A 24,270-nucleotide genomic window follows, 5' to 3' on the forward strand; every position below is an offset into this window, starting at 1 on the left:
CGGTGCCGGGGCTGTTCAGCCGGGGTCAGTTCCCACTGTCGAGAAGCGCTGGAGGCCGGTGACGCGCAGGAGTCTGAGTTTGTCGTCATCGGTGCTGCCGGGCGTCGTTGTGTAGACGACGATCCTTAGGTCACTGCCTGGTGCGCTCAGGACGTCGCAGTCGACGGTGATCGGGCCCACGGGAGTATTCGCGATCGTCTTGCGGCTGGACCGGTGCTCCGCGACGCGGGCTTCGGCCCAGCGGCGTCGAAACTCCGGTGACGTGGCGGACAGCCGTGACACGAGTTGGGTGAGTGCGGCGTCCTGGGGGTACCGGCCTACCGCTGCGCGCAGGTCGGACGTGAGATCGCCTGCAAAATCCGCTTCGTGCTGGGTGTCGAAGGTTACTCCAGGGTGGCCCGAGGTGAAGTGCCGCCAGACCAGATTGCGATCGGCTTTCGAGAGTGTGGACGGATCTCCGATCAGCGCCGCCCAGAGGGGATTCCACAGGAGGATGTCGTGAGCAGCAGTAAAGACAGCGACCGGCACATCATTGAGGCGGTCGACGATGCGCTGCACGCCGGGGGTTATATGGCGCGGCACCACCTGGGCAGAAGGGGCTGCGGCGCCGGCTGCCCGGTAAAGGTGGTCCCGTTCGCTCACTGTCAGCCGGAGTGCGACCGCCAGCGCCGCCAGGACGTGCGGGGACGGGTTCTTCGCTCTGCCCTGCTCAAGCCGCACCAGGTAGTCCACGCTCACGTTCGCCAGGATGGCCAGTTCCTCCCGGCGCAACCCCGTGCTTCGGCGGCCCAATCCCGGGGGCAGCCCGACCTCTGCGGGAGTGGTTCGGTCCCGCCAGGACCTCAGGACAGTCGCAAATTCGCTCACGTTACCTATCCTGCTCCTACCGTGGAGATTGTGGGTGGTACTGCCGGTCCTACCGTCGAGCGGTACCTTGGGGCCCGGCCCGGCGGGGCCCACGATGGATGCATGACAACCACACTGATCACAGGGGCCAATAAGAGCCTCGGACTTGAAACCGCCCGCCGCCTCATCGAGGCCGGCCACACCGTGTATGCCGGCATGCGCGACACCGCCAACGGCGGCGCCGCGCGGGCCCTCGGCGCCCACCTCGTGCAGCTTGACGTCACCGACCAGGCCAGCATCGACACCGCCATGGACTCACTGCCGGCGCTGGACGTGCTCGTCAATAATGCCGGGATCCTCGGGGCTTCTTTTGGCGTCGATGACCTCACCACGGACACCATGTTCGATGTCCTCAATACCAACGTGCTGGGCATTGTCCGCACCACTCAGGCCGTGCTGCCGCTGCTGCGCCGCTCGGGACACCCGGTCATCGTGAACGTTGCCTCGGGAGTGGGCTGGCCCAAATACCTGACCACCGGGGGAACCGATGAGCACGCCGTACCGGCGATCCCCTACGCGGCATCGAAAGCCGCGGTCATCACGCTGACCGTGCAGTACGCCAAAAACCTGCCCGGGTTCCGCATCAACGCCAGCGACCCCGGATACACCGCAACCGACTTCAACGGACACGGCGGCCGCCAGACGGTGACCGAGGGCACCGATGCGACCGTCGCACTCGCCCTCATCGGCCCCGAAGGACCCACCGGGGAATTTCACAACCGCCACGGACGTATTAACTACTGACGGCCCAACGTGCGGTGCGGTCCCGTCGACGGGGAGGGCCTGCGTCAGCCCACCGGCACGGGTGAGAGCACCGCCGGCGGGGCGACGGAAAACAGGGTGAAGAACTCGGCAGCCAGCCCGGCGTCGCCCGCCACGGCGATCCGTTCGGACTCGAGCGCGTCGGGCACGGTCTCGCCGCTGAAAATCAGGTCCCAGAGGGCCAGGACATCCCCGGTCACCTCCACGTCGACGGTTCCCGCGCCGGACCGGCTGACGTCGATGGCCTGGGGGGTCACCACCACGGTGAACTGGTCCCCGTTGACCCGGATCCGGATCCTCGCGTCGAAGCGGGCTCCTTCGGGCGGAAAGTAGAGGGCCTTGAGCATCAGCATGAAAGCGTCGGTGCTCATGCCCTTCTCCGGCCGGTGCGAGATCCTCGATCCCCATCGCGAGAGCTCAAGGAGGATCGGTTCGAGTTGGTGCCCGCTGTCGGTGAGTTCATAGGCCGAGACGCTTGCCGGGGGCCCGAGCTTCACACGCCGAAGCAGGCCCGAGGCCTCAAGTTCCTTGAGCCGCTGGCTCAGGACATTCGGGCTGGCGTTCGGCAGGCCGGCGCGCAGGTCGCTGAAGCGCTTGGGTCCGAGCAGGAGCTCACGGACCACCAGCATCGACCAACGCTCGCCGACCGCATCCATCGCGAGGGCCGCTCCGCACGAGTCGTCATAAGTTCGCTGTGCCATGAAGGAATTATATCGCAGCTGCACGGGTTGGTATGGAAATAAAATTCTGTGATCCTGCAACAGGATCAACGTTGCACGGAAGGCGAATTATGGAGAAGTCAGCTGCACCGCTGGACCGGATCTTCGGAATCGAGTGGACGCCGGAGCGTCTTCAGGCCGCGGCCGCAAGCTATGAGGTGGTCCAGTCCCACACCTCGTTCCACAGCACGGTGGTGCGGCTTGCCTCCCGGACGGACCGTGTCGACATGCCGTCGTTGCGGGCACTGGTCACCCGCACCATGGGACGGGTCGAGGGGACCTACTGGATGGTTGCCGCCCTCGCGGTGGCCCACCTCGCGCTCAGCTGTCCTGAGCTGCTCACCGAGGAGCAGGCCTCACTCCTGCTGACTCCGCTCGCTGCCGGCGAAAACGCCGTCCCCTCCGACCGGGCGTTCGCGCACGCCGCCTAGGCTGAACCGCCGTCCCGGCCCGCCGGAACCTCCCACCATCGCCTGCGGCCCTTCGGCGGCCGCGGCGCGAGTTCACTGCAAGCGATACTCCATCCCGGGCGTCCGGATGTGGTGAACAATGGGCCCATGGCGAATGTACTTGGACGCACCCCTTCCCGTGACGAAGGCCGCGCTCTGCCGCGCGGTGAAACGGTGGGCCGCTACACGGCCTACCTCGAGGCGCAGAAAGCGGTGGACTACCTCGCCGACAACAAGTTCCCGGTGGAACGCGTCTCCATCATCGGCAACGACCTGAAGACGGTGGAGCGGGTCACCGGACGCCTCAGCTACCCGCGGGTGGCCCTGGCCAGTGCGGCCACCGGCGCCTGGTTCGGCTTCTTCGTCGGGCTCATCCTCACCCTCTTCGGCGGCAGCGAACCCTTCACCAGTGTCCTGTCCTCCATGGCGCTCGGTGCGATGTTCTGGCTTCTCTTCGGAGTCATCACCTACGCGTTCCAGCGGGGGAAGCGGGACTTCACCTCCACGAACCAGGTCATCGCCACTAGTTACGACGTGATTGTCGACCCCTCGGTCGCGGGGGAGGCGCGCCGCCGGCTCCAGCAGCTTCCCATGAACGGCCAGGCGCTGCATCCCGGAGGTCCGGCGGGCGGCTGGGACCAGCCCGCGGGAGGCTATCAGCCTCCCGCCCCGCAGGGCGGCATCCCCTCGGGCGGTCCCGAGGAGACCCCCGGCCCGGCCCGGCCCGACGCGGGCACACCGGCTGCGGACGGTCCTGGCAGTGCGCCTGGAGATCCGGCGGGACCCCGGCGCGGCAAGTATCCCGATCTTCCCGATGGCAGGCCCCAGTACGGAATCCGGGTCGACGCCCCCGTCCAGGAGGACGTCCCCCGCGCCGAGGGTCCGGGAGGCGGGCAGCCTCCGGCCGCGGAGCCGGAGGGAGCGGCTGCGGACGGGCCGGCGGGGAACGCGGGCCAGCATGGCTCGACGAGGGTCGAGCCTCCCCGCGACGGCCGGTAGACACCAGGCACGAGCAGCTCCGGCACGCGAAGAGCCCGGCACCCCAGGGGTGCCGGGCTCTTTCGCGTGCCCGGGCGGTTCGCCGCCGGCGCGCCTACTCGCCGGTCGGGCTGTAGATGCCGGCCATCCAGGCCTCCACGTCGTCGGGATCGCGGGGCAGGGCGGAGCTGAGGTTCACCGGACCGTCCTGGGTCATGAGGATGTCGTCCTCGATCCGGACGCCGATGCCGCGGTATTCCTCGGGCACCGACAGGTCCTCGTTCTTGAAGTACAGCCCGGGCTCGATGGTGAACACCATTCCCTCGGTGAGCACACCGTCGAGGTAGAGTTCCCGGCGCGCCTGGGCGCAGTCGTGAACGTCCATCCCGAGGTGGTGGCTGGTGCCGTGGGGCATCCACCGGCGGTGCTGCTGGCCCTCGGGGGCGAGAACCTCCTCGAGCGGCACCGGGAGCAGGCCCCAGTCGTTGAGGCGCTCGGCGAGGACGGTGACGGCCGCGGTGTGGATATCACGGAACTTCCGACCGGGCCGGGCGGCGGCGAAGGCGGCGTCGGCGGCCTCGAGGACCGCCGAGTAGATCCGGCGCTGCACCTCGGAGTAGGTGCCGTTCACCGGCAGGGTACGGGTGACGTCGGCGGTGTAAAGACTTTCGGCCTCAACGCCGGCGTCGAGCAGGAGCAGGTCCCCGGCGGAGACGCGGCCGTTGTTCCTGATCCAGTGAAGCACCGTCGCATTGTTCCCCGAGGCGGCGATGGTGTCGTATCCGAGGTCGTTGCCTTCTTCCCGGGCCCGGGTGAAGAACGCCCCTTCCACCACGCGCTCGCCGCGGGGGTGGGAGATGGCCCGGGGGAGCTGCCGGACCACTTCATGGAAGCCGTTGACGGTGGCATCCACGGCGGACTGCAGCTGCTCGATCTCCCAGGAGTCCTTGATCAGGCGCAGCTCCGAGAGGGCCTCGGCGAGCTTCGCGTCGAGGGCGTCGGCCTTCTCCAGGTCCACTCCGGTGTTGATGCGGGAGGTATCGACGAGCGCGTCGGCGTTGAGGTCGACCTCGCGGAGGAGCCGGATGCTGATGCCGCCGATCTGCGGCACGCCGGCGCCCTTGGTCACCGCCGTCTCGAGGCCGTCGAGGTCGGCCGTCTCAAGTGCCAGCAGGGATGACACCTGGGCGCGGGACAGGCGCGGGCCGATCCAGAACTCGCCGTAGCGCGCGTTGGCATAGAACTCCGAGCTGTCCCTGCCGGCCAGCTCGCGGAAGTACAGGGTGGCGGTGTGGTGGCCGCCGTCGTCGCCGGTTCCTTCGCCGACCGGTTCCATCACGAGCACAGCGTCGGGCTCGTGGTCCAGGCCGAGGCCGGTAAGATGGGCGAAGCCGGAGTGCGGGCGGAAGCGGTAGTCCGTGTCATTGGAGCGGACCTTCAGCGGGCCGGCCGGAATGACGAGCCGCTCGCCGGGGAACTGCTCCGAAACTGCGCGCCGGCGCTGCGCGGCGAAGTCCGCCACGGGCGCCTTCTCCGGCAGGGCGGTATCGGTGGGTGCCCAGCTGCCGGCCATGAAGGCCTTGAACGCCTCGGAGTCCGGACGCTGGGACCGGTTTTCGTTGCGGCTCGACAGCGGCTGGTCTTCGGGGGTGACCGGGGTGGCCCCGGGCTCGGGCTGGAACGCTTGAGGATTCTCTGCTGTACTCACTGGTCCATGGTCCCACCGGTCCCGCGGGCGGCCAAACATACCGCCGCGGCGTGCGCGTGTTGAAGCGCGGGCCGCCCCTTCAAGGAACGAGGAATCCGCGTCCGCTGGCGTAGATTGGGTTGGTGAGAATCGACCTGCACACGCACTCCAACATCTCCGACGGCACGGAAAGCCCCGGGGCGCTGATTCGTTCGGCGCGGCGGGCCGGGCTCGATGCCGTCGCGCTGACCGACCACGATTCCACGGCGGGCTGGGCGGAGGCGGCGGAGGCGGCTTCAGCGGAAGGCATCCGCTTCATCCCGGGGATGGAGGTGTCGTGCCAGAGCGACACCGGCATCAGCGTGCACGTCCTGTCCTACCTGCACGACCCCGCCCACGCCGGCCTGCTCGCGGAGATCGAGAAATCGCGCGCGGCGCGCCTGAGCCGCGCGCGGCGTATGGTCGAGCGGCTCTCCGAGGATTTCCCGATCAGCTGGGACGTGGTCGAGGACCATGTGGCCGACGGGGCCACCGTGGGACGCCCCCACATCGCCGACGCGCTCGTCGCCCTGAAGATCGTCGCCGACCGCTCCGAGGCATTCGAGCGGATCCTCACCGTGCGCTCCAAGTACTGGGTGGGGCACTACGCTCCGCATCCGGCGCTGGCGGTCGAACTGATCCGCAGCGCCGGGGGTGTGCCGGTGTTCGCCCACCCGTCGGCCTTCGCCCGGGGGCGGGTGATCGGCAGCGCGGTGCTGAACGAGATGATCGATGCGGGGCTGCTCGGCCTGGAGGTCGACCACCGCGACAACCCCGAAGATGCGCGGGACGCGCTCCGGCGCACAGCGGCCCAGTACGACCTGCTGATCACCGGCTCGAGCGATTACCACGGCGCGGGCAAGCCGAACCTGCTCGGGGAGAACGTGACGGCGCCCGAAACCCTCGACCGCATTATTGAGCACGCCGGCGGCCACCGCGTCCGCTAGGGCAGGCGCCGACTGCTACGCGCTGCTGCGTCCGGCCGGTTCGCAGTAGGGGGCCAGGCGCCTGCGCATGATCTCGACGGCCTGCGGGTTCTGGTCGACGCACACGAACCGGCGACCCAGCTTCCCGGCGACGGCGCCCAGGGTTCCGGACCCGGCGAAGAAATCGAGGACCCAGTCGCCCTCGCGGCTGCTCGCGGCGACCGCCCGGCGCAGCAGGCCCTCCGGCTTCTGCGTCGGATAACCGGTCTTCTCGCGCCCGGTGGGCGAGACGATGGTGTGCCACCAGACATCGGTGGGCAGCTTGCCGAGTGCGGCCTTCTCCGCGGTCACCAGCCCCGGCGCCATGTAGGGTTCGCGGTCCACCTCGGCGCTGTCGAAGTGGTACCGGGCCGGGTCCTTGACGTAGACGAGGATGTTGTCGTGCTTCGCCGGCCACTTCCGCTTGGCGCGGGCCCCGTAGTCGTAGGCCCAGATGATTTCGTTGAGGAAGCACTCGCGGCCGAACAGCGAATCGAGCATCACCTTGGCGTAGTGCACCTCGCGGTAGTCAAGGTGAAGGTACAGCGTGCCGTCCTCGGCGAGGAGGCGCCATGCCTCGGCCAGCCGCGGCGCGAGGAAGTTCCAGTAGTCCTCGAACGCGTCGTCGTAGCTGGCGAGCATGCCCTTCACCGTGGAGTAGCTCATCCCCTTGAACCCGACCCGGTCCCCGGTACCGTCGGCATTGCGGACCATGCTCAGCTGCTGACGCCGCTGGGCCCGCCCCGTGTTGAAGGGCGGGTCGACGTAGATCATGGTGAAGGCGCCGTCGGGCAGGGTCGGGAGATAGGCGGCGTTGTCTGCGTGGACCACGAGGTTGCTGCCGCCCGGGGTCCAGGCAGGTTCTGTCATCGGGTGCTACTCCTCCGAGCCGCTGGTGGGCTGGGCGACGACCTCGCCGTTGCGCCTGCGGGTGCGGGTGCGGCGGGGACGCTCGGGGGAGGCGGCCGACGGGGCGGCCGTGTCGGCGGCGCCCTCCGCGGCCGGTGAACGGCGCCGGCGGGAGCCCTGCGCGTCGCTGCCCTCGTCGGCGGAACCGGAACCCCGGCCGCCGGAGCGGGAGCGCGAACGGCTCCGCCCGCCCTCGCCGCGCCCGCCCTCGCTGCGCTGGCCGTCGCTGCGGGCGCTGTCCCGGCGCTGACCGTCTCCGCGGCCGGTCGGCGTTCCGGTGCGGCCCTTCTTGCCGGTCTCGCCGAGGTCCTCAAGCACCTCGGCGTCGATACCGGCCAGCTTGCGGGCGCCGCGCGGCAGCCGCCCCTTCGTCCCCTCCGGAATGTCGAGGTCGGTGAAAAGGTGGGGCGAGGAGGAGTACGTTTCGATCGGCTCGGGCGAGTCCAGCCCGAGCGCCTTGTTGATCAGGCCCCAGCGGGGCACGTCGTCCCAGTCGACGAACGTGACGGCCGTGCCCTTCTTTCCGGCGCGGCCGGTGCGGCCCACGCGGTGCAGGTACGCCTTTTCGTCCTCGGGGCACTGGTAGTTGATCACGTGCGTGATGTCTTCGACGTCGATCCCGCGGGCCGCGACCTCGGTGGCGACCAGCACGTCGATCTTGTCACCGCGGAAGGCGCGTAGCGCCTGCTCGCGCGCGCCCTGGCCGAGGTCGCCGTGGATCGCGCCGGCGGCGAAGCCGCGGTCGATGAGTTCCTCGGAGAGCTTCGCGGCGGTGCGCTTGGTCTTGGTGAAGATGATGGTGCGGCCGCGGCCGCGCGCCTGCAGGATCCGTGCGACGACCTCGGCCTTGTCGAGGTTGTGGGCACGGTAGATGACCTGGCGGATATCCTTCTTGGTGATGCCCTCGTCCTCGGGGTCCGCGGCGCGGATGTGCGTGGGCTGGGTCATGTACCGGCGGGCCATGGCGACGACGGGGCCGGGCATGGTGGCGGAGAACAGCAGCGTCTGGCGCACCGGGGGCGTGGCGGCGATCAGCGTCTCGACGTCGGGCAGGAAGCCGAGGTCGAGCATCTCGTCGGCCTCGTCGAGCACCACAATCTTGACGTTCTTGAGCACCAGGAGCTTCTGGCGGTGCAGGTCGATCAGCCGGCCCGGGGTGCCGACGACGACCTCGACGCCGCGCTGCAGCGCCTCGATCTGCGGCTCGTAGGCCCGGCCGCCGTAGATGGTGACGATGCGCGCATTGCGCTTCTTCGCCGCGGTGGTGAGGTCGCCGGCGACCTGCACGGCGAGTTCGCGGGTCGGCACGACGACGAGGGCCTGGGGTGCGCCCGGGACCGGCAGCTTGTCATAGCCGGCGTCGTCGGGGCCGACGACGCGCTGCAGGGCGGGAATGCCGAAACCGAGGGTCTTGCCGGTTCCGGTCTTGGCCTGGCCGATGATGTCGTGGCCGCCCAGGGCGATCGACAGGGTCATCGCCTGGATGGGGAAGGGGTGGAGGATGCCGGCGTCGGCCAGCGACTCCACGATGTCGGGGCGGACGTTGAAGTCGGCGAAGGTCTCGGGGACCTCCTTATGGGGTTCCTCGGTGGTGACGAGCGTGTCCTCGACGTCGATGGCGTCGTCGCTGTTATCGGCAAGGAGGTGGTGCGAATCCGCAACCGGGCTGTTCTGAGTGTTCAATTACGTACCGTTCATTAAGGCCAAGCGGCCACCGAGGCTCGACGGGTAGCTGGGATTGGCATCCAGCTCGGAGCGTATCGGAGGCGCAGGGCGTCCAGTGGAAGCCGATCGCGGGCTTGCAACTGCGTGCCGGCTGGCGGTTTGAGCGCCAGCGCCGGCTGGGAAAAACTCGGGACCGAGTAGGTACTGCGGGTCATCGGGGTATGTCGATAACGACCGGGCATCCATTACTACGACGTCAGTCTACCCCGAGGGCGCAGCGGATACGGGCAGGCCGCCCGTGGCGGCCGGTGCAGCCAGTTCGAAACGCACGACGCGGCGGGCGGTATCGGCCTCGACGAGCCGCACCGTGACCAGGGAACCCGCGGTCAGCTCTCCGTAGCACTTGGCCTCGATCGCCGGATCGATCAACTGCACCGTCCCCGAGGGGCGGCTGCGGGGCCCGGCGTCGCCGTTGCTGGGCTTCGAACCGGCCAGCACCACGGCGGTGAAGTCCTTGCCCACGTCGTCGCTCAGCAGCGCCGCCGCCAGGGCGTCCATGGCCCCGGATTCCATCCGGGCCGAGGCCTGGTTCGCCGCGGCCATCAGGGAATTCAGGTCGGGCAGGGCATCCCGGGCCCACTGTGGCACCGGCCGCCCCGCGCACAGGGCCTCGCAGATCACCAGCACGAACCGGTCGACCAGGCGGCGCAGCGGTGCGGTGGTGTGCGCGTAGGGCGCGGCGATCGCGGCCTGCACCACTGCGTCGGGCACCTCGCCGTCGAAGGCGGTGTACCCGGCGCCGCGGAACAGCGACGCGGCGGCGTGCATCAGGGCGAGCTGCTCGGGCCGGTCGGTGTCAAGGCTCCGCAGGAAGCCGCCGTAGGCCATCCCCTCAGGCCACGCCCTGCCGCAGGCCTCCGCCTGACGGCGGAACTTCGCCAGCGCCGCCTCGTCCGGTGCCGGCATGGTGCGCAGGATGCCGATGCCTCCCTCGATCATGATCCGGGCGGCCTCCATCCCGGTCATCAGGGAAATCTGGGCGTTCCAGTCCTCCGAGGGCAGCGCCGGGGCGGTCATCAGGAAGTAGCGGCCCCGCTCGAAGCCGATCTCCTGGGCGGGAAGGTTCAGGCTGGCTCCGCCGCGCCGGAGCTCGAGTTCGATGCGCTTGAGGCCGATCTCGCGCAGCAGCACCAGGTTCTCCGGCGCTCCGCCCGAGCGCAGGTGTTCCTCAACCTCGGCGTAGGTCAGCTGGGTCCGGCTGCGGACGGAGGCGCGGCGCACTGACGCTGTGGCCACCGCGGCGGAGGAATCGAGGTCGAACTCCCAGACGTAGGCGCCGCGGACCACCCCGGGCAGGAGGCTGGCCGCGTCCTCGGCGATCACCTCGGGGTGGAGGGAGATCCGCCCGTCGGGGGCGTATACGGTCTGGCCGCGCAACCGGGCCTCCGTATCGACGGCCCCGTCCGGCCGGACGAAGCCCGGGACGTCGGCGATCGCGTACCAGACGCGGTAGCCGGCACCCCGGCGCTGCAGGTGCACGGCCTGGTCGAGGTCAACCGAGCCGGGGGGATCGATGGTGATGAAGTCCAGTCCGGTGAGGTCCTCGGCCGGGAACTCGTAGGCCGCCACCGCGGCCTCCGCCTCCGCAAGGACCTCCGGAGGGAAGACGGTCCGCAGCTCAAGTTCGTCACGCAGCGCCTTCAGGGCAACGGCGAGGTGCTGCTGTGAGGCGCTGTCCCCGAGACCCGGATGCAAATACGGCACACGCTCACCGTAATACACGCACCGCGCCGCCGGGAGGGGACGGCACGCAGGGCGCGGTGCCGCTTCGTCGGGCGGCGCGGGGAGGAAGGCCCGGCACGGCCTAGCCTTCTGTAGTGTTAGGAGAATGAACAACCGCACGAACGAAGGCGTTCAGCCCGGCCCCGACGGAGCTGAAACCTCCTTCGCCGCAGCCGACCCGGACCGGGTCCAGAACCCCCGCTACGCCCGCTTCATCGCGGATCTGCTGGGGGTCATCGCCTATGGGGAGCTTTCCGGATTCGAACGGCTTTCCTCGGATGCGAGGTTCTCCCCGACCCTCGCAGACCGGGCCGGCATCGGACGCCTGGCGGTGCAGGAGTTCTCGCACTTCGAGCTGGTCAGCAGCCATCTGGCAGCCCGGGGGATCGACGTGGAGCAGGCGATGGCGCCGTTCGTGGCCTCCGTTGATGCCTTCCACGAGCGGACCCGGCCCGCCGACTGGTTCGAGTCCCTGATGAAGGCGTACGTGATCGATGCGATGTCGGGGGATTTCTACCGGGCCCTGGCTGGCCGGCTGGATACCGAGACCCGGGGGCTGATCGGCCGGATCGACGCCGACGCCGACACCGCGCTGCTCGGGCGGCGCCTCAAGGAGGCGCTCGCCGACGATCCCCGGCTCGCCTCGCGGCTGGCCCTGTGGGGGCGCCGGCTGGTGGGGGAGGCCCTGACCCAGGCCCAGCGGATCGGCATTGAGCGCGAATTCCTCGGCGGGCTGCTGTTCGCCGACACGACCGACCCTGCCGCCGATACAACAGCGCTGTTCGCCGAGCTCACGCGCAACCATTCGCGCAGGATGAGCGCCCTGGGCCTGACGGCCTGAGGGCCCGGCCCGCCGGAGGCGGGCCGGGAGGTGGACTCTAGAGAGCCCCGAAGCCGACGCGGCGCTGCTCCTCGGCGCCGATCTCGACGTACCCCAGGACCGTCGACGGGACGATCACCGTGCGGCCCTTCGAATCGGTGAGCCGGAGTTCGGAGCCGCCGTTCATCGCCGAGGCGACGACCTCCGCAATCGCATCGGCGGTTTCGGAGGACTCCAGAACAATCTCCCTGTTGACGTTCTGAATACCGATCTTAATTTCCACGGCGGGTGCCTCCTGTGTAGTGAACCTTTAGCCCTTGGAAACCTACTCTAGATCTCCTTGGGGAACCGACTAATTCCGCGCCAAGCTAAACGGTAGATCAGCTCACTGGCCGTTTCGATATCGAGGGTCCCGTCGGTTTCAAGCCAGAACCGAGCGCTGATCTGCGCCATGCCGGCCAGGCCGCGCCCGAGCAGGGTGGCCTCCACCAGCGACAGCTGGGTGTCCCCGGCAATGACCTCGGCGATGGCGTTGGCGAAGTGGGCGTTGAACGCCTCAAGGCGGGCGCTGACCTCGGGGTCGTTGCTGACATCGGACTCGAACACCAGCCGGTGGGCCTTGCTGTCACGGGCGATGAAGGAGAAATAGGCGCGCATCGTGGCCTGCACCCGGACCTTGTTGTCCCCGGTGGAGCGGAGCGCCTCCATGAGCAGGCTGGTCAGTTCGGCGAGGTGGTTCTCCAGCAGCGCCAGGTAGAGCTCCCGCTTGCCGGGAAAGTGCTGGTACAGCACCGGCTTGCTGACCTTCGCGGCCTCGGCGATGTCGTCCATCGCCGCGCCGTGGAAACCGTGGGCCACGAAGACCTCGTGCGCGGCATTCAGGAGCTGGCGGCGGCGCTCGTCGCGCGGCAGCCGCAGCGCTTTTCCATTCGGTGAAGCCTCTGCGCTCACAACCTGCAACCTCTGTTCTGGAGTTCCGTTCGGTTCAGTTTACCCACGGTGCTTCAAGGGACCGATTCGGCTGGCAGCGCGGCCGGCGCGGGCATACATTGAAGGCATGAGCGCACACCACCGGGCCGCCGGCATGCCCGAGCGTCCTCCGCTGCCGCCGCTGGTCGATCCGCACCCCGAACTCACCGCCGAGGAGATGGTCCGCTACTCGCGCCACCTGCTGATCCCCGAGTTCGGCCTGGAGGCGCAACGGCGGCTCAAGAACGCCCGGGTGCTGGTGATCGGGGCCGGGGGGCTCGGCTCGCCCGTCCTGCAGTACCTGGCCGCCGCCGGCGTGGGCACCCTGGGCATCGTCGACGACGACACCGTCGAAATCTCAAACCTGCAGCGCCAGGTGATCCACGGGGTGGGCGACCTGGGCGACCTGAAGGCGGCCTCCGCGCAGCGCAGCCTGGCCGAGATCAACCCGCTCGTCGAGGTGGTCCTGCACCCCGAACGCCTGACCTCCGACAACGCCCTGGAGCTGCTGGGCGGGTACGACCTCGCGGTGGACGGCACCGATAATTTCGCCACCCGCTACCTCGTCAACGACGCCGCCGCGCTGCTCGGCAAACCCTATGTGTGGGGCTCCATCCTGCGCTTCGACGGGCAGGTGAGCGTGTTCTGGGAGAAGCACGGCCCCGGCTACCGGGACCTCTACCCGGAGGCCCCGCCGCCCGGGTCCGTTCCCTCCTGCGCCGAGGGCGGGGTCCTCGGCGTCCTGTGCGCGTCGATCGGCTCCCTCATGGGCACCGAGGCCGTCAAGCTCATCACCGGTGTGGGCAGGACCCTGCTGGGCCGGGTGCTGATCTTCAACGCGCTCGAGATGTCCTGGCAGGAAATCACGGTGCGCAGGGACCCCACGGCCGTGCCGGTGACGGCCCTGATGGATTACGAGGCGTTCTGCGGACTGGCGCCGACGGCGGAGGAGGAGGTCCCGTCGATCGGGGTGCGGGAACTCGCCGAGCTGCTGAGCGGCAGGGAACGCGGCGAGGCGGCGTTCGACCTGATCGATGTCCGGGAGCCCGGGGAGTACGGCATCGTCCGGATCGAGGGTGCGCAGCTGATTCCGAAGGACCGGGTGCTGGCCGGCGGCTATACCCCGGAACCGTCCCGGCCGGTCTACGTGCACTGCAAGTCCGGCAAGCGCTCGGCCGAGGTGGTGCGCCACCTGCGCAGCCAGGGGCACCGGCAGGTCTTCAACGTCGACGGCGGCATCCTGGCCTGGGTCTCGGCGATCGAACCGGGCCAGCCGGTCTACTGAGCGGGGTGGCCGGCGCACACCGCCCCGCGAGGTCAGGCGGAGGCGGCAGCGGGCGGTTCGTGGCTGACTGGGCACTGGGCGGGGTCCCCGCTGCCGGCCGGGTGCGGAACGCCGGCCGGGTGCAGCGCGGGGCGGGACGGCGCTGTGGGGGCCTCGGGGACCTCGAGGGCGGCCGTGGGGCGCAGGTCGATGCCGTAGAGGGCCTCGAGCGCCGCGGTGTAGTCGTCCTGGCGTCCCTCCGCGGCGAGTTCGCGGGCGCGCACGGTCGGGGTGTGAAGCAGCTGGCGCACCATCCGGCGCAGCGCAAGCTCGACCTCCTCGGCCGCCGCGGTGCACCCGTGCTGTGAGCGCACCCGCTTCATCTCCGCGTCGAGCACCTGCTGGGTGTGCTTGCGCAGGGCGACAATCGCCGCGTCCATGGCCCTCGTGTTCTGCTGCTCCTCGAAGGCATCGGCCGCCTCCTGCACGAGCTCACCGGCCTGGCGCAGGGTCTCGGCTTGCTCCTCGGGGGCGGCGAGCCGAACGGACTCCAGGGTGATCAGCTCGACATTGTCGAGATTAGCGACGGCCGGATCGAAATCATGGCTCAGCGCCAGGTCGATGACCACCAGGGGGCTGGACGAGCCCTCCCGGATCGATGCGAGGTCCGAGGCCTCGATGCGGGCGTCGCTGCCGCTGCAGCCGATGATAACATCGGCCTCCCGGATCGCCCCGGCGAGGCTGTCCGCGTCGAGGGCGCGGCCGCCGCGGGAGGCGACAAAGGCCTCAGCGCGTCCGGAGGAGGAGAACACGGCGACCCCGCCGGCCTTCTTCTCATTGAGCAGGGCCATGGTCGCGCCGGCGTAGGCGCCGGTCCCGAAGAGGACGACCGACTTCTGCGACCAGTCGGCGCTGCCGGAGATGTCCCCGGCCAGTTCGAGCGCCACGGAAACAATGGAGCGTCCGTCGCTGCCGAGCACGGTACGGGCTCCAACGTCCTTGGCTGTGCGGGAGGCGGCCTGGAAGAGGCGCACGAGGCCCTTGCTTGCCGCACCCGAGGCCTGCGCCTCGATCAGCGCGCGGCGGACCTGGCCGGCGATTTCGCGCTCACCGACGACGGCGGAATCGAGGCCGGCCCCCACCGCGAAGAGATGCTTGGCGACCGAGCCGCCCTTGTTGGTGACGAAGGCGGAGGACACCGAGGGCTCGGGGATGCCGGAGTAGCTGCTGATGGTGGAGATGATCGCGGAGCGGGCGGCCTCGACGTCCTCTTCGGACGGGGCCTCGAAGTAGATTTCGAAGCGGTTGCAGGTGGAGAGCACCACGGCGCCGGACACGGGGCGGTCGTCCGCGAGCACGGCTGAAGGAACCTGGGGCGCCCCCACGCTCAGGCGGGCAACGGTTTCCAGGTCCACATTCGAGTGAGTCGCAACGAGAGAAAGTAGAACCACAGCTCTCCAAGCATAGCGAGCCGATGGTTGCGGATGGTAATAGGAAACCCTAAGTGCGGGCATCGTTTCACTGGACTTCCGCGGAATTCCACGGGCCGGGGTACAAGTGATTTTCACCACCCGGGTGCCCGCCGGAACGCCCGCCGGTTAACCATCGCCCGGGATCTTGGGCAGAATCAGGGTATGACCCTTGGAGCATCCCACCCGCTGGTGGACGGCCGCACCGCAGATTCCCCGCTGATCGCTGCCTACCGCGGGCGGAAACCGTCCCGCCGTCCCGTCTGGTTCATGCGCCAGGCGGGCAGGTCCCTGCCGGAGTACCGGGCGCTGCGCGAGGGAACCGCGATGCTCGAGGCCTGCCTCGACCCGGGGATGGCCGCCGAGATCACCCTCCAGCCGGTCCGCCGCCACGACGTGGACGCCGCGATCTTCTTCTCCGACATCGTGATCCCGCTCAAGCTCGCCGGGGTCGATGTCGACATCGTCCCGGGGGTGGGCCCGGTCCTTGGCTCCCCGGTCCGCACGGCCGCCGACGTCGCTGCCCTTCCCGTCCTCACCGACGAGGCCCTCGATCCGATCCGCGCCGCTGTCGCCCTGACGGTCGCCGAACTGGGCAGCACCCCCCTGATCGGTTTCGCCGGGGCGCCCTTCACCCTGGCCGCCTACATGGTCGAGGGCAAGCCCTCCCGCGACCATCTGGGCCCGCGCACGATGATGCATTCCGACCCCGAGACCTGGCAGGCGCTGGCCGAGTGGGCGGCGGATGCCTCCGGGCGGTTCCTGCGGGCCCAGCTCGAGGCCGGCGCGAGCGCTGCCCAGCTCTTCGATTCGTGGGCCGGTTCCCTCGGACTGGCCGACTACCGGAAGTACGCCGCGCCCGCATCGGCCCGGGCCCTCGATGCCGTCCGCGGGCTCGGGGCCCCGCTGATCCACTTCGGCACCGGAACCTCCGAGCTGCTCGGAGCCATGCACGACGTCGGCGTCGACGTGATCGGCGTCGACTACCGGCTGGATCTGGCGGAGGCCAGCCGGAGGCTGGGCGGCACCGTCCCGCTTCAGGGCAACATCGACCCGGCCTTGCTCGGTGCCCCCTGGCCGGTGCTCGAACAGCACGTCCTGGCCGTGCTCGAGGCCGGGGCGGCCGCGCCAGGGCACGTGGTGAACCTCGGCCACGGCGTGCCGCCGGAGACCGACCCGGACGTACTGACGCGCGTGGTGAAGCTGATCCACTCGGTGGAGCCCTGAGCATGGCCGGGGGCAGCGCACGTCCGGCAGTCGTCGTCGTCGGCGGTGGCGTCGCCGGCCTGGTCGCGGCGCGGGTCCTGATGCTGCGCGGGGCGCAGGTCACCGTGCTTGAGCGTGCGGACGGGTTCGGGGGCAACCTCGGCGGCCGCGAACTCGGCGGATTCGTCCTCGACAGCGGCGCCGAGTCCTTCTCCACCCGCTCCGACACGGTGCCCGCCCTCGCGGCCGAGCTCGGCCTCGAGGGCCTCATCGTCACCCCGGACGCCCCCGGGGCGTGGGTGCAGCTGCCGGCGCGGGATCTCCCGGCCGGCGCCCACCCCCTGCCCGCCTCCGGCGTCCTGGGCATCCCCGCGGATCCCACCGAGCCGGGCACCGCCGCGCTCATCGGGAGGGCCGGAGCGCTGCGCGCCGCCCTCGACAAGGTGCTGCCGCCCGGAGCCCTGGCCACCCGCCCGGGCGTGAGCCTCGGCGAACTCGTGCGGGCCCGGATGGGCGAAGAGGTCCTGAACCGGCTGGTGGCCCCCGTCGCCGGGGGAGTCTTCTCCGCCGACCCCGACACGCTCGACGTCGACTCCGTCGCCCCCGGACTGCGGCCGGCTCTGGCGCGGCTCGGCTCCCTGGGCGCGGCCGCCGGCGCCCTGCGGCAGGCGGCGCCCGCCGGCTCCGCAGTCGCCGGGCTGCGCGGCGGCATGGTCCAGCTGCGCGATGCCCTCGTCGCCTCCCTGCGGGACGGCGGAGTCGACCTGCGCACCTCCGAAACCGTCCGGGCCCTCCGGCGCGCACCCGGAGGCGGGTGGACCGTCTCCACCGAACATTCGACCCTCCAGCACAGCGTCAGCGCCTCCGCGGTGGTGCTGGCCGCCGACGGCCCCGGCGCCGTCGATCTGCTCGCCGGGGTACTGCCGCAGGCCGCTGCGGAACGCCCCGACCCGGTGCCCGGCGTCGCACTGGTCACCCTGATCGTCGACCAGCCCGAACTCGACGCCAGCCCCCGGGGCACCGGTGTCCTGGTGGCGCGCGGCGTGGCAGGGGTCCAGGCCAAGGCACTGACCCACTCGACCGCCAAATGGAAATGGCTGCGGGAGCAGGCGGGCCCAGGTTCGCACATCCTGCGGGTCTCCTATGGCCGGGCCGGGGACTCCCCAGCGGATTCCGGTGCCTCAACAGGGGATGAGGACCTGTTCCGGCAGGCCCTCGCCGACGCCTCGGCGCTGCTCGGGGTCCGCCTCGAGGCCGCCGACGTACTCGACTGGGACGTCGTGCGCTGGGCGGGAGCTCTCCCGCACGCCGCCGTCGGGCACCGGGACCGCGTGGCCCGGCTCCGGGAGGCGGTTCGCCCCCTCGCGGCACTCGAGGTCACCGGCGGCTGGCTCGCAGGCACCGGACTGGTGTCGGTCATCGACGATGCCACCGCCCGGGCGCGGGCGCTCGCCGCCGAACTGGGCCTTTCCGGGGGGCCGCAGGACGATCTCCTGTGATCTTCATTACTTTCTACGTCTTGTAGAACACCGAGATTTTCTTTGCTCCAGTGCAGGGGGCAGACTAGTAGCATGAGCGAGCTAACCGGCGACAGGGTCTCCCCAACCACCTCCTCCGAAGCCCCAGGAAGCGCCGGTGACGAGCCGCAGACGGCGCAGTTCTTCACCCTGTGGACGGTCTTCCGGCGGGCCGGCTCGGGCTCCGGCGCCACGGGCCTGCCGCTCACGGAGGTCCTGGGTACCCTCGGCAGCGGGGTGACCGTGCGCGGTTTCTACGATGTCTCGGCCATGCGCGAGGACGCTGACGTGATGGTGTGGCTGCACGGTCCGCGCCCCGAGGACCTGCAGGCCGCAGTCCGGCGGATCCGCCGGTCGGAACCCTTTGCCGGCACCACCATCGCCTGGTCGGCCATGGGCGTCCACCGGGACGCCGAGTTTTCCAAGAGCCATGTGCCGGCGTTCGCCCGGGGCGTCGAGCCGGCGGAGTGGGTCTGCGTCTACCCCTTCGTCCGCTCCTACGACTGGTACATCCTGCCCACCGAGGAACGCCGCGAAATGCTCTACGACCACGGTATGAAGGGCCGGCAGTACCCCCAGGTCATCTCCAACACCGTCTCCTCCTTCGCGCTGGGGGACTGGGAGTGGATCCTCGCCCTCGAGGCCCCCGAACTGGTCGACCTGGTCGACCTCATGCGCCACCTGCGCGAAACCGAAGCGCGCCGCCACGTGCGGGAGGAAGTCCCGTTCTACACCGGCCGGCGCATCACCCCCGAAGAGATCGCAGAGGTTCTCCAGTGACCCAGACCTTCAACCCGCTCGACGGCGTCGACGACTCCGGCCGGATGGCCCCGAAAAACTACGACGCGATCGTCCTCGCCTCCTTCGGCGGGCCGGAGGGCCAGGACGACGTGCTCCCCTTCCTGCGCAACGTCACCCGCGGGCGCGGCATCCCCGACGAGCGCCTCGAAGAGGTCTCCCACCACTACCGCGCGTTCGGCGGGATCAGCCCGATCAACGGGCAGAACCGCGCGCTGCGGGCGGCCATGGAGGCCGAACTCCGCCGGCGCGGCATCGATCTCCCCGTGTACTGGGGCAACCGCAACTGGGCACCGTTCATCGCCGACACGCTGCGCGAGGCCTACGACGCCGGCCACCGGCGCATCCTGGCGGTCACCACCAGCGCCTACTCCTCCTACTCGAGCTGCCGCCAGTACCGCGAGGACCTCGGCATGGCCCTGGTGGAGACAGGGCTCGAAGGCCTGCTCGAGGTGGACAAGACCCGGCAGTACTTCGACCACCCCGGCTTCGTCGAACCCTTCGTCGAAGGGGTGGCCGGCGGACTCGCGAAGGTCCGCGCCTCACTGGCCGAGCGCGGCGAGGCGGATGCGCCCGTGCACATCATGTTCGCCACCCACTCGATCCCCACCGGCGACGCCGAGGCCTCCGGCCCCCGCGCCGCCGACGGCGGCCCGGCCTACGAGGATGGCGCGTACGTCGCCCAGCACCTCGCCACCGCCCAGGCGGTCCTCGACCGCATCCCCGAGGCCGAAGGGGTGGACTGGTCCCTGGTCTACCAGTCCCGTTCCGGCGCCCCGCACATCCCGTGGCTCGAACCCGACGTGAACGACGCGCTGCGCGAACGCGCCGACGCCGGCGTCCGCGGGGTCGTGATCGTGCCGCTTGGCTTCGTCAGCGACCACATGGAAGTGGCCTGGGACCTCGACACGGAGGCGCTGGAGACCTGCCGGGAGCTGGACCTCGTCGCGGACCGGGTGCCGACCCCGGCCACCCACGAAAAATTCGTCGCCGGGCTGATCGACCTCGTCTCCGAACGCACCATCGAGAACAACATCGCCGACCGGCCCGCGGCCACCGCGCTGGGCCCCTGGTTCGATGTCTGCCGGCCGAACTGCTGCGCCAACCGGCGGGGCGAGAAGCCGACGATCGCCGCAGTGGATTCGACTGTGGGAACGCCCCTTCCCAATCCCGGATCCTGATGTCTTCCGGCATCCGGGTCGGGACGCGGGGCAGCGCCCTGGCCCTCACTCAGACCACCACCGTCGCCGAGCGGGTCGCCGAACTGGCGGGGCGGGACTATGAACTGGTGCGGATCCGCACCGAGGGCGACGTCCTGAAGGGGCCGCTGTCCCAGATGGGCGGCACCGGGGTCTTCGTCGTGGCCCTGCGCGAGGCGCTGCTCGACGGCCGGTGCGACCTCGCCGTGCACTCGCTGAAGGACCTGCCCACCACCCCGGCCCCGGGGCTGCGGGTCGCTGCCGTCCCCGAGCGCGCCGATACCCGCGACGCCCTGTGCGCGCGCGACGGCCTGACCCTTGCCACCCTGCCCGATGGTGCCCGTGTGGGCACCGGCTCGCCGCGCCGGGCCGCCCAGCTCCGGGCCGCCCGTCCGGGCCTCGAGGTCGTCGACATCCGCGGCAACGTCGACACCCGGCTGGGCCGCGTGGCCGGCGCCGTCGACGGCGGCGTGGGTGACCTGGACGCCGTGGTCCTCGCCGCGGCGGGCCTGCACCGGCTGGGCCGGGAGGCCGCCATCACCGAGTACATCGACCCGGCGGTCATGCTTCCCGCTCCCGGGCAGGGCGCCCTGGCCGTGGAGTTCCGGACCGACGGCGAGGAAGACGGCCTCGGCGCAGCCCTGGCCGCCTACGACCATGCCGAGACCCGGGCTGCCGTCACGGCCGAGCGCGCGGTGCTGCTGCGGCTCGAGGCCGGATGTTCCGCGCCGATCGGGGCGCTCGGTTCGGTGCAGGGCGACACGCTGACCCTTGAGGCGGTGGTGGCCAGCCTCGACGGGCGCCATCTCCTCCGGCGCAGCCGCTCCGCGCCCAACGAGGGGCCCGAGGCAGCGGCGCGGCTCGGGGTGTCCCTCGCGGAGGAACTCCTTGAGGCGGGGGCCGCCCGGATCGCGCCCCTCAGCGCCTGAGGACCATGCAGTTGCCCGACAGCCAGCGCCTCAACGGCCTCCGGGTGGTCCTGCTGCGCACCCCGGGCCAGTCGGTGGACTTTGGCAAGGAACTCGCCCGGCGCGGGGCGCTCCCACTGTGCCTGCCGCTGATCGACTTCGAGGTGCCCGCCGATCCCGCTCCGCTGGAACGGGCTCTGGAGCGGCTCGCCGCGGGCGGGTACGACTGGCTCGTGGTCACCAGCGCCACCACGGTCACGGCCCTCGAAGGCTGCGCCCTGCGCACCGGCTCAACGCTGGCCGGAGCCGTACCAGCCGGCACCCGGACCGCCGCGGTCGGGGAGGCCACCGCGGCCGCCCTCTCCCGCGCCGGGGTTCCGGTGGCGCTGACCGCCCGGAACAGCTCCGCCCAGGGCCTGCTCGCCGAACTTCCCCCCGGACCCGGGGCGCTGCTGCTGCCGCAGGCGTCCCTCGCCGACGACGCGCTCGACGTAGGCCTCTCCGGCAGGGCGTGGCGGGTGGACCGGATCGAGGCGTACCGCACCGTCGATTACCCGGCCGATCCCGCGCTCCGCCTCTCGGAGGCCGAAACGCCGCCGCCCTCCGCACCGGAAGTGCTCGACGCCGCCGCCTACCGGCAGTTGGCGGCCGAAGGCGTCCACGCCGTGGTGCTCACCTCCCCCAGCACGGCCCGCCGGTTCTCCACCCTGCTGGACGGCACGCCCCCGAACGGCCTGGCCACCGTCGCCATCGGACCCAGCACGGCGGCCGAAGCCGCCCGGGTGGGGCTGCGGCTCGCCGCCACCGCCGACGCCCCAACCCCCCGCGGCGTCGCCGATGCCGTCGCCGTCGCCCTACCACCACCATCGCCGACGAACGGAGTCACCCCATGAGCTTCCCCCAGCACCGGCCGCGCCGGCTGCGCACCACCCCGGCGATGCGCCGGCTCACCGCCGAGCACCGGCTCAGCCCCGCCGACCTCATCCTCCCGGCCTTCATCCGCGAGGGCCTGACCGAGCCCGCGCCCATCTCCTCGATGCCCGGCGTCGTCCAGCACACCACCGACACCCTCCGGCGGGCCGCCGCCGAGGCCGTCAGCCTCGGCGTCGGCGGCATCATGCTCTTCGGCATCCCGGCCCGCCGCGACGCCACCGGCAGCGCGGGGATCGACCCCGACGGCGTCCTCAACCGCGCCATCGCCGACGTGCGCGCCGAGGTGGGCGACGGCCTCGTGGTGATGAGCGACGTGTGCCTCGACGAGTTCACCGACCACGGCCACTGCGGCGTCCTCGCCCCGGACGGGTCGGTCGACAACGACGCCACCCTGGCCGTCTACGCGCAGATGGCCGTGGAGCAGGCCAACGCCGGGGCGCACGTGCTCGGCCCCTCGGGCATGATGGACGGGCAGGTGGCGGTCATCCGGCAGGCCCTGGACGCCGCCGGACATTCAAACACCGGCGTGCTGGCGTACTCGGCGAAGTACGCCTCGGCCTTCTACGGCCCCTTCCGGGAGGCCGTCGACTCCCAGCTCACGGGCGACCGCCGCACCTACCAGATGGACGCCGCGAACCGGCGCGAGGCGCTGCTCGAGGTCGAACTGGACCTCGAGGAAGGCGCCGACATGGTCATGGTCAAGCCCGCCATGAGCTACCTCGACATCCTGGCCGACGTCGCCGCGATGTCCCCGATCCCCGTGGCCGCCTACCAGGTCTCGGGGGAGTACGCCATGATCGAAGCGGCCGCCGCGAACGGCTGGATCGACCGGCGCCGGGCCATCGAAGAGTCCGTCCTCGGCATCCGCCGGGCCGGCGCCGACATGATCCTGACCTACTGGGCCTCGGAGCTGGCGCTCTGGCTCAACGACACCCGCAGCTGAAGGAAGAGACAATGAGCACCTCGGAAGAACTGTACGACCGCGCCCGTGCCCTCATGCCCGGCGGCGTCAACTCGCCCGTGCGCGCCTTCGGCTCGGTCGGCGGCACCCCGCGCTTCCTCGTCGACGCCCACGGCGCCCGCGTCACCGACGCCGACGGGAAGACCTACGTCGACCTCGTCGGCTCCTGGGGCCCGGCGCTGCTCGGACACTCCCACCCGGCGGTGATCGAGGCGGTGCACCGCGCCGTCGACCACGGACTCACCTTCGGGGCCTCCACCCCGGCCGAGGCCGACCTCGCCGAGCTCGTGAAGGAGCGCGTCCCCGCCGTCGAACTGCTGCGCATGGTCTCCACCGGCACCGAAGCCACCATGACGGCGGTCCGCCTTGCGCGCGGCTTCACAGGCCGCAGCCTGATCATCAAGTTCGCCGGCTGCTACCACGGGCACGTCGACAGCCTGCTCGCCGCAGCCGGTTCCGGGGTGGCCACCCTCGCACTGCCCGGCTCGGCCGGGGTGACCGAGGCGACGACCGCCGAGACCCTGGTGCTTCCCTACAACGACACCGCCGCCGTCGAGGAGGCGTTCCGCGAACACGGGGACCGCATCGCCGCCGTGATCACCGAGGCGGCGCCGGCGAACATGGGCGTGGTGACCCCGGGGGAGGGGTTCAACGCCTTCCTGTCCCGCATCACCACCGAACACGGCGCCCTGTTCATCGTCGACGAGGTGATGACCGGGTTCCGGACCCACCCCGGCGGGTACTGGAAACTGACCGGCGGAGCCCCCGACGCCGCCGAACCGTGGACGCCGGACCTGCTGACCTTCGGCAAGGTGATCGGCGGCGGCATCCCCGCGGCGGCACTGGGCGGCCGTGCCGACGTCATGAACCACCTCGCCCCGATCGGGCCGGTCTATCAGGCCGGGACGCTCTCCGGGAACCCGCTGGCCATGGCCGCCGGCGTCGCCACGCTGACGGCCGCGACCGACGAGGTCTATCGCCACGTCGACGCCCGGTCCCTCGAACTGTCGACCGCGCTCTCGGAGGAGCTGGACCGCGCCGGGGTGGACCACTCGATCCAGCGCGCCGGAAACCTCTTCAGCGTCGCCTTCGGCACCTCGGAGCGCGGCGTGAGCAACTACGCCGACGCCCAGGCGCAGGAGTCCTTCCGGTACGGGCCGTTCTTCCACTCGATGCTCGACTCCGGGGTGTACCTGCCGCCGTCGGTGTTCGAGGCGTGGTTCCTTTCCGCGGCGCACGACGACGCCGCCATGGAGGAGATCTTCGCGGCGCTTCCGGCGGCGGCTCAGGCCGCAGCGGCTGCCCAGCCGGCCTAGGGAGCCTTAAACGCATCCACTGCGCAGTAATGACCGGAGAACCCCTCGG

Annotated in this window: 23 protein-coding genes; 14 read left to right on the forward strand and 9 right to left on the reverse strand. The window is 70.7% G+C overall.

Annotation, left to right across the window (positions count from 1 at the left end; genetic code table 11):
- Window positions 1-15 precede the first annotated feature (15 nt).
- Entirely contained in the window at window positions 16-867 is an 852-nt protein-coding gene (locus tag GVV77_RS09955; RefSeq protein WP_159617965.1) for a helix-turn-helix transcriptional regulator, read from the reverse strand.
- 102 nt (window positions 868-969) lie between these two features.
- On the opposite strand from GVV77_RS09955, the gene GVV77_RS09960 reads away from it, so the two are divergent.
- On the forward strand, window positions 970-1,650 hold the full coding sequence (locus tag GVV77_RS09960; protein ID WP_159617966.1) for an SDR family NAD(P)-dependent oxidoreductase: 681 nt from the start codon (window positions 970-972) through the stop codon (window positions 1,648-1,650).
- Window positions 1,651-1,694: 44 nt separating this feature from the next.
- Here the strand turns inward: GVV77_RS09960 and GVV77_RS09965 are convergent, their stop codons facing one another.
- Window positions 1,695-2,369: a winged helix-turn-helix transcriptional regulator gene (locus GVV77_RS09965; protein WP_159617967.1), complete on the reverse strand. Its 675-nt coding sequence runs from the start codon at window positions 2,367-2,369 to the stop codon at window positions 1,695-1,697.
- A gap of 89 nt (window positions 2,370-2,458) precedes the next feature.
- Between GVV77_RS09965 and GVV77_RS09970 the strand changes: the two genes are divergently transcribed.
- Window positions 2,459-2,818: a hypothetical protein gene (locus GVV77_RS09970; protein ID WP_159617968.1), complete on the forward strand. Its 360-nt coding sequence runs from the start codon at window positions 2,459-2,461 to the stop codon at window positions 2,816-2,818.
- 126 nt (window positions 2,819-2,944) lie between these two features.
- Window positions 2,945-3,835 (forward strand): YflT domain-containing protein, encoded by an 891-nt coding sequence (locus GVV77_RS09975; protein ID WP_201293208.1) that lies wholly within the window; start codon window positions 2,945-2,947, stop codon window positions 3,833-3,835.
- Between the two features lie 94 nt (window positions 3,836-3,929).
- Here the strand turns inward: GVV77_RS09975 and GVV77_RS09980 are convergent, their stop codons facing one another.
- Window positions 3,930-5,561 carry an aminopeptidase P family protein gene (locus GVV77_RS09980; protein ID WP_159617969.1) on the reverse strand — a complete coding sequence of 544 codons (1,632 nt, stop codon included), beginning with the start codon at window positions 5,559-5,561 and terminating at the stop codon, window positions 3,930-3,932.
- A gap of 83 nt (window positions 5,562-5,644) precedes the next feature.
- Between GVV77_RS09980 and GVV77_RS09985 the strand changes: the two genes are divergently transcribed.
- Window positions 5,645-6,487 (forward strand): PHP domain-containing protein, encoded by an 843-nt coding sequence (locus GVV77_RS09985; protein WP_159617970.1) that lies wholly within the window; start codon window positions 5,645-5,647, stop codon window positions 6,485-6,487.
- 15 nt (window positions 6,488-6,502) lie between these two features.
- Here GVV77_RS09985 and GVV77_RS09990 read toward each other — a convergent pair whose 3' ends face one another.
- The 3 genes from GVV77_RS09990 to GVV77_RS10000 form a co-directional block, all read right to left on the reverse strand.
- Complete coding sequence (locus GVV77_RS09990; RefSeq protein WP_159617971.1) at window positions 6,503-7,375, reverse strand: DNA-methyltransferase; 873 nt, start codon at window positions 7,373-7,375, stop codon at window positions 6,503-6,505.
- A gap of 6 nt (window positions 7,376-7,381) precedes the next feature.
- Window positions 7,382-9,097 carry a DEAD/DEAH box helicase gene (locus GVV77_RS09995; protein WP_159617972.1) on the reverse strand — a complete coding sequence of 572 codons (1,716 nt, stop codon included), beginning with the start codon at window positions 9,095-9,097 and terminating at the stop codon, window positions 7,382-7,384.
- A gap of 243 nt (window positions 9,098-9,340) precedes the next feature.
- Window positions 9,341-10,843, reverse strand: coding sequence for an RNB domain-containing ribonuclease (locus GVV77_RS10000; protein ID WP_159617973.1), 1,503 nt, complete (start codon window positions 10,841-10,843; stop codon window positions 9,341-9,343).
- Window positions 10,844-10,967: 124 nt separating this feature from the next.
- Here GVV77_RS10000 and GVV77_RS10005 point away from each other — a divergent pair, with 124 nt between their 5' ends.
- Window positions 10,968-11,702: a ferritin-like fold-containing protein gene (locus GVV77_RS10005; protein WP_159617974.1), complete on the forward strand. Its 735-nt coding sequence runs from the start codon at window positions 10,968-10,970 to the stop codon at window positions 11,700-11,702.
- Window positions 11,703-11,739: 37 nt separating this feature from the next.
- On the opposite strand, the gene GVV77_RS10010 is transcribed toward GVV77_RS10005, so the two are convergent.
- Window positions 11,740-11,964, reverse strand: coding sequence for a DUF3107 domain-containing protein (locus GVV77_RS10010; RefSeq protein WP_120165026.1), 225 nt, complete (start codon window positions 11,962-11,964; stop codon window positions 11,740-11,742).
- 47 nt (window positions 11,965-12,011) lie between these two features.
- Complete coding sequence (locus GVV77_RS10015) at window positions 12,012-12,632, reverse strand: TetR/AcrR family transcriptional regulator (protein WP_246199746.1); 621 nt, start codon at window positions 12,630-12,632, stop codon at window positions 12,012-12,014.
- A 106-nt stretch (window positions 12,633-12,738) separates the two neighbouring features.
- Between GVV77_RS10015 and moeB the strand changes: the two genes are divergently transcribed.
- Window positions 12,739-13,935, forward strand: a complete 1,197-nt coding sequence (moeB, locus tag GVV77_RS10020) for a molybdopterin-synthase adenylyltransferase MoeB (protein ID WP_159617976.1) — start codon at window positions 12,739-12,741, stop codon at window positions 13,933-13,935.
- A 32-nt stretch (window positions 13,936-13,967) separates the two neighbouring features.
- Here the strand turns inward: moeB and GVV77_RS10025 are convergent, their stop codons facing one another.
- Window positions 13,968-15,365, reverse strand: a complete 1,398-nt coding sequence (locus GVV77_RS10025; protein ID WP_159617977.1) for a glutamyl-tRNA reductase — start codon at window positions 15,363-15,365, stop codon at window positions 13,968-13,970.
- A 183-nt stretch (window positions 15,366-15,548) separates the two neighbouring features.
- On the opposite strand from GVV77_RS10025, the gene hemE reads away from it, so the two are divergent.
- The 8 genes from hemE (at window position 15,549) to hemL (ending at window position 24,221) form a co-directional block, all read left to right on the forward strand.
- Window positions 15,549-16,610 (forward strand): uroporphyrinogen decarboxylase, encoded by a 1,062-nt coding sequence (hemE, locus tag GVV77_RS10030; RefSeq protein ID WP_159617978.1) that lies wholly within the window; start codon window positions 15,549-15,551, stop codon window positions 16,608-16,610.
- Window positions 16,611-16,612: 2 nt separating this feature from the next.
- Window positions 16,613-18,088 carry a protoporphyrinogen oxidase gene (gene hemG, locus GVV77_RS10035; protein ID WP_159617979.1) on the forward strand — a complete coding sequence of 492 codons (1,476 nt, stop codon included), beginning with the start codon at window positions 16,613-16,615 and terminating at the stop codon, window positions 18,086-18,088.
- A gap of 72 nt (window positions 18,089-18,160) precedes the next feature.
- Window positions 18,161-18,886 (forward strand): hydrogen peroxide-dependent heme synthase, encoded by a 726-nt coding sequence (gene hemQ / locus GVV77_RS10040; RefSeq protein WP_159617980.1) that lies wholly within the window; start codon window positions 18,161-18,163, stop codon window positions 18,884-18,886.
- 44 nt (window positions 18,887-18,930) lie between these two features.
- Window positions 18,931-20,085: a ferrochelatase gene (locus GVV77_RS10045; RefSeq protein WP_159618190.1), complete on the forward strand. Its 1,155-nt coding sequence runs from the start codon at window positions 18,931-18,933 to the stop codon at window positions 20,083-20,085.
- On the forward strand, window positions 20,085-21,032 hold the full coding sequence (gene hemC / locus GVV77_RS10050; RefSeq protein WP_159617981.1) for a hydroxymethylbilane synthase: 948 nt from the start codon (window positions 20,085-20,087) through the stop codon (window positions 21,030-21,032). Before GVV77_RS10045 ends, hemC begins: the two co-directional genes overlap by 1 nt.
- A gap of 5 nt (window positions 21,033-21,037) precedes the next feature.
- Entirely contained in the window at window positions 21,038-21,904 is an 867-nt protein-coding gene (locus tag GVV77_RS10055) for a uroporphyrinogen-III synthase (RefSeq protein WP_159617982.1), read from the forward strand.
- Window positions 21,901-22,887, forward strand: coding sequence for a porphobilinogen synthase (gene hemB, locus GVV77_RS10060; protein ID WP_159617983.1), 987 nt, complete (start codon window positions 21,901-21,903; stop codon window positions 22,885-22,887). Before GVV77_RS10055 ends, hemB begins: the two co-directional genes overlap by 4 nt.
- Before the next feature lie 11 nt (window positions 22,888-22,898).
- Window positions 22,899-24,221, forward strand: coding sequence for a glutamate-1-semialdehyde 2,1-aminomutase (gene hemL / locus GVV77_RS10065; protein WP_159617984.1), 1,323 nt, complete (start codon window positions 22,899-22,901; stop codon window positions 24,219-24,221).
- The last annotated feature ends 49 nt before the right edge of the window (window positions 24,222-24,270 follow it).

This window comes from Arthrobacter zhaoguopingii, assembly GCF_009828605.1.
Taxonomy (GTDB): domain Bacteria; phylum Actinomycetota; class Actinomycetes; order Actinomycetales; family Micrococcaceae; genus Arthrobacter_D; species Arthrobacter_D zhaoguopingii.

Excerpts from the sequence above, each read along its gene's own strand:
- GVV77_RS09960 (WP_159617966.1), top strand. The coding sequence starts at position 970 with ATGACAACCACACTGATCACAGGGGCCAATAAGAGCCTCGGACTTGAA.
- GVV77_RS09965 (WP_159617967.1), bottom strand. The coding sequence starts at position 2,369 with ATGGCACAGCGAACTTATGACGACTCGTGCGGAGCGGCCCTCGCGATG.
- GVV77_RS09970 (WP_159617968.1), top strand. The coding sequence starts at position 2,459 with ATGGAGAAGTCAGCTGCACCGCTGGACCGGATCTTCGGAATCGAGTGG.
- GVV77_RS09975 (WP_201293208.1), top strand. The coding sequence starts at position 2,945 with ATGGCGAATGTACTTGGACGCACCCCTTCCCGTGACGAAGGCCGCGCT.
- GVV77_RS09980 (WP_159617969.1), bottom strand. The coding sequence starts at position 5,561 with ATGTTTGGCCGCCCGCGGGACCGGTGGGACCATGGACCAGTGAGTACA.
- GVV77_RS09990 (WP_159617971.1), bottom strand. The coding sequence starts at position 7,375 with ATGACAGAACCTGCCTGGACCCCGGGCGGCAGCAACCTCGTGGTCCAC.
- GVV77_RS10005 (WP_159617974.1), top strand. The coding sequence starts at position 10,968 with ATGAACAACCGCACGAACGAAGGCGTTCAGCCCGGCCCCGACGGAGCT.
- moeB (WP_159617976.1), top strand. The coding sequence starts at position 12,739 with ATGAGCGCACACCACCGGGCCGCCGGCATGCCCGAGCGTCCTCCGCTG.
- hemE (WP_159617978.1), top strand. The coding sequence starts at position 15,549 with ATGACCCTTGGAGCATCCCACCCGCTGGTGGACGGCCGCACCGCAGAT.
- hemG (WP_159617979.1), top strand. The coding sequence starts at position 16,613 with ATGGCCGGGGGCAGCGCACGTCCGGCAGTCGTCGTCGTCGGCGGTGGC.
- hemQ (WP_159617980.1), top strand. The coding sequence starts at position 18,161 with ATGAGCGAGCTAACCGGCGACAGGGTCTCCCCAACCACCTCCTCCGAA.
- GVV77_RS10045 (WP_159618190.1), top strand. The coding sequence starts at position 18,931 with ATGGCCCCGAAAAACTACGACGCGATCGTCCTCGCCTCCTTCGGCGGG.
- hemC (WP_159617981.1), top strand. The coding sequence starts at position 20,085 with ATGTCTTCCGGCATCCGGGTCGGGACGCGGGGCAGCGCCCTGGCCCTC.
- GVV77_RS10055 (WP_159617982.1), top strand. The coding sequence starts at position 21,038 with ATGCAGTTGCCCGACAGCCAGCGCCTCAACGGCCTCCGGGTGGTCCTG.
- hemB (WP_159617983.1), top strand. The coding sequence starts at position 21,901 with ATGAGCTTCCCCCAGCACCGGCCGCGCCGGCTGCGCACCACCCCGGCG.
- hemL (WP_159617984.1), top strand. The coding sequence starts at position 22,899 with ATGAGCACCTCGGAAGAACTGTACGACCGCGCCCGTGCCCTCATGCCC.